Origin of the sequence: Vibrio aestuarianus, from assembly GCF_012395185.1 — a bacterium.
In the GTDB taxonomy this organism is placed as follows: domain Bacteria; phylum Pseudomonadota; class Gammaproteobacteria; order Enterobacterales; family Vibrionaceae; genus Vibrio; species Vibrio aestuarianus.
Map to the genome: position 1 here is coordinate 1 of NZ_JAAZTU010000078.1, position 3505 is coordinate 3505.

Sequence of the window (3505 nt, forward strand, 5' to 3'; positions counted from 1 at the left end):
TACCTTTCGTTCTCAGTGAGGTGCGTGTATTTCATGTTTTTTACTTCTTGGCGGGAGCAAACTTCATGATTATCGCATCTCACTGTTTTTATGTTCAGAGGTGTCGCACTTCGTACTTGAATCCAAGCAGCCTAACAAACAATTTAAGAGGGATTCCCAACGCTTGGCATTTTTGCTTCTACTTCAAATTTAGTGTTTATGGCACAATGCTTTAGGTGTGGGTGGAGGCGTTGTTCACCCCTTAATTGGGCGTTAGCTGGGGTTAAGAAAAATAGTGAATTTAGGGTGGAAAGGCTTTGGGTTTTCTAGCTACACACCGGACAAATCTCAGCTTCTCAACTATCTCGCCAGTGGCACTTTTCGGGAAGTATTTGAACTTAACGAAGTCTGCTTACGGGAAATGTTGTGTTTGTTAAGTTCGTTGGCGCGGCTTCTTTGCTGTTGAAATTCATGAATACCTAAATTCATTTCGTGTGCTCTGTCGTTGGCTTTTTCGATAGAATTCTTTGCAAATTACCGAACTCAGGAATGGTGATTTCCTCGGTCATTTTTTCTTTTCTAAGCGCATTTCGTGGATTAGGCTTTAATTTCACAGCTGTCCGTTTTACTTTGTCATTTGAAAGCAATAATGTGTTTCAAATTAGACATGTTGGCGTAATTTGCTAGCGAAAGTGCAGCAGCTAACTAGGCGTTTAAGACGGATTCCCAACGCTTGGCATTTTCGGTTTGCTTTGAATTTAGTGTTTACGGCACAATGGTTTAGGTAGGGTGGTAGCGTTGCTCACCACTTAACGCGGCGTTATGAGCTTTTACCATCATCAACCTCCCAGTAAATGGAGTGTAGTTTCTCCTCAATAAAATCGATGAATACTTTTACTTTCTCTGGCATGTGTCGCCTTTCTGGATACACAGCAAAAATGCTGTGGTCTGGTAAGTCATAGTTAGCCAATACTTGAACTAACTGACCTGTATTGAGGTATCTCTGCACAATAAATGTTGGCATTTGACAGATTCCTAGTCCTTGTAAAAGCATCTCACATATAGCATCACTATTATTTACTATGAAATTTCCAGTAGGTTCAACCTTGAGCTTTTCATCTGCTTTAAAAAATGTCCATTCAACACCAGCTTGAAACAAGCTGTAATAAATACAATTGTGATCTTTCAAGTCGTGTGGAGTATTGGGAGTACCAGCTTGTTGCAAATACTCAGGGGATGCACATACAACACTGTTGCACTTAGCGAGTTTCCGAGCAATTAGGCTTGAATCTTTTAATTCTCCGATCCGAATTCCGACATCGTAAGCACCAGCGATCATATCAACAACTTGATCATCCATACTTAAAATGACTTTTATGTCAGGGTACAGATCTAGGAACTCTTTTAGGTGAGGGGCTAGGTGTAATCTGGAAAATGTCATTGGGGCATTAATTTTTAATGTGCCTTTAGGGTTGCCTTGATTTAATGTCGCTGCGGTAATCCCTTGCTGAGCTATGTATACAGAATTACGAGCGTAATCTGAAAACTCTTCACCTGACTCCGTTAGTGTCAACTTTCGAGTACTTCGATGGAATAACCTTGTACCAAGGTTATCCTCTAAACTAGATATACGCTTGCTCACGGCTGACTTTGTCATTCCAAGGCGCTCAGCTGCTAATGAGAATGAGCCCGCTTCTACAACTGCTACAAATATTGGGATTGCGGGAAAAATATCTTTCATTGGTGAGTTTTGCTCAACTTAGTTGTGATAATTTAGCTATTATGCATCAATTTGTTGTTAATTATAATGCCCTCATCAGAAGAGGAAAATTTATGTTAAGACAAAGTGGTTTAGTTATAGTAGCTATTTTTAGTGGTCTATTACTTGCGTTAATGATCAGTGTTAACGCCGAATTAGCAGGTACTACCTCTGCATTTCAAGCATCTTGGATTGCTCATGGGGTTGGTGGCATTACAGCGTGGTTTCTTTATTCTGTATTCAAAAAAAATCACGCTCGCGCAAACCGACCGGAAATCAAGAAACAGTATTGGTTTGGAGGTATTCCAGGTGCTTTAACAGTAGTTTTTGCATCAATGACAGTACAGAGTTATATCGGGCTGACAGGAACTTTAGCGTTGGCGCTCATTGGGCAATTTCTTCTCTCATTAATTCTTGAACATTATGGTTTGTTAAACCAACCCAAAACTAAGGTCACTATAGCCAACTTGTTGCCTACATTATTTGTCGCAATCGGGTCAATTTTAATAATTTACGGTAAGGTAGAGATGTAATGGAATTTATATTACTAGGTCTTCTTAACGGATTTTGTATCACTTTAAGTCGAGTTTTGAATGGTCAGCTTAGTGTGCGTAATGGAGCTTTTCATGCTTCATTCGTGAATCATGCTGTAGGATTTGTTTCGTTGTCCTTATTGTTTATATTTGTAACTGAGCCAGTAAACGCATTACCTCAAGACCTAACTTTATATGTTGGGGGAGTTATTGGTGCGCTGTACGTAGCAGTGAATAGTTTTGTTATGGTTAGGCTTGGGTCAACAAATTCAATAGTATTAGTTGTTGCTGGACAGATGCTGTTTGGGTTGTTCATTGAGGTCTATAGTTTCGGCTTTGAACAAGTTGGGGCGCAGTTTCTTGGAGCAGTTTTAATTGTCACTGGAGTTTTCTTCAAAGGGCGTTTAGGCTTTCAAAATAAGTAAGTGCAACTTATCAAGTGCGCTCATAACAAACAATTTAAGAGGGATTCCCAACGCTTGGCATTTTTGTATCTACTTCAAATTTAGTGTTTACGGTACAATACGTTAGGTAAGGTGGTAGCGTTGCTCACCCCTTAATTGGGCGTTATGTAAAGCGGGTAAAATTGACAGTATTCTGTTTTTGCGATCTCTTAAGCCATCGTTCCGTATCGTCGGCAAAATCTACTCTTTCTGTCTCGATTCTTTGCTAATTTAGCCGTAAAACATGCCAAGATTCGTGAGTTGCCTCATTCAGCTGTAAAGTCGGTGCGAGGTTAGTTTTTCAGGTGTAAAGTGTGGAAAGTGCAAGGCAAACGAGAATCAGTGCTTTCTGATGGTTTCTTTCGTTGAATTTCCCTGGTTTAAAAGCATTTTTAGGCGCTGATAATCAGTATTCAGCGTTTGTTGCGGCTTGGTTTGTAACATTGCTGACTTCGCAAATTCGTGAACATGGTTGGGTTCTTTTTTTTTGTCTATTTCTTCAGTAGTACAGGCTTGGTTTTTCGTGGTAACTTTGGTTTATATGGTTGAATTTACATAACAAAGCATTTAAGACGGATTCGCAACGCTTGGTGTTTTTAGCGTAAATTCAGTTTTTGTGTTTTAAGTGGTTTGTCGAGGCATCGGTGTTTAGCGTCGCTCACCACTTAATGCGGCGTTATGCAACTCAGGTAAATTTAGGGGTTTAATCTTTTGGGGTTTCTCCGGCCATTCGTTTTATGTTGTCGGCAAATGAGCATTTTCGGTTTCAAATTCGTGGTCAACTCAACCCG

The 3505-nt window shown here is 40.0% G+C and carries 4 protein-coding genes; 2 read left to right on the plus strand and 2 right to left on the minus strand.

Annotation, left to right across the window (positions count from 1 at the left end; translation table 11 throughout):
• Nucleotides 1-464: 464 nt before the first annotated feature.
• Together HGG78_RS19225 and HGG78_RS18490 are read right to left on the minus strand one after the other, a co-directional pair.
• Complete coding sequence (locus tag HGG78_RS19225; RefSeq protein ID WP_255091420.1) at nucleotides 465-593, minus strand: hypothetical protein; 129 nt, start codon at nucleotides 591-593, stop codon at nucleotides 465-467.
• A gap of 206 nt (nucleotides 594-799) precedes the next feature.
• Nucleotides 800-1720 (minus strand): LysR family transcriptional regulator, encoded by a 921-nt coding sequence (locus HGG78_RS18490; RefSeq protein WP_064626940.1) that lies wholly within the window; start codon nucleotides 1718-1720, stop codon nucleotides 800-802.
• Between HGG78_RS18490 and HGG78_RS18495 the strand changes: the two genes are divergently transcribed.
• Both HGG78_RS18495 and HGG78_RS18500 read left to right on the plus strand, forming a co-directional pair.
• The gene (locus tag HGG78_RS18495) at nucleotides 1663-2271 is read left to right on the plus strand and encodes a DMT family transporter (protein WP_254068263.1); all 609 of its coding nucleotides are present in this window, start codon (nucleotides 1663-1665) and stop codon (nucleotides 2269-2271) included. The two genes, HGG78_RS18490 and HGG78_RS18495, sit on opposite strands and share 58 nt — an antisense overlap.
• Nucleotides 2271-2696, plus strand: a complete 426-nt coding sequence (locus HGG78_RS18500) for a DMT family transporter (RefSeq protein WP_017050349.1) — start codon at nucleotides 2271-2273, stop codon at nucleotides 2694-2696. Before HGG78_RS18495 ends, HGG78_RS18500 begins: the two co-directional genes overlap by 1 nt.
• Nucleotides 2697-3505: the final 809 nt, after the last annotated feature.

Excerpts from the sequence above, each read along its gene's own strand:
- HGG78_RS18500 (WP_017050349.1), top strand. The coding sequence starts at position 2,271 with ATGGAATTTATATTACTAGGTCTTCTTAACGGATTTTGTATCACTTTA.
- HGG78_RS18490 (WP_064626940.1), bottom strand. The coding sequence starts at position 1,720 with ATGAAAGATATTTTTCCCGCAATCCCAATATTTGTAGCAGTTGTAGAA.
- HGG78_RS18495 (WP_254068263.1), top strand. The coding sequence starts at position 1,663 with ATGAGCCCGCTTCTACAACTGCTACAAATATTGGGATTGCGGGAAAAA.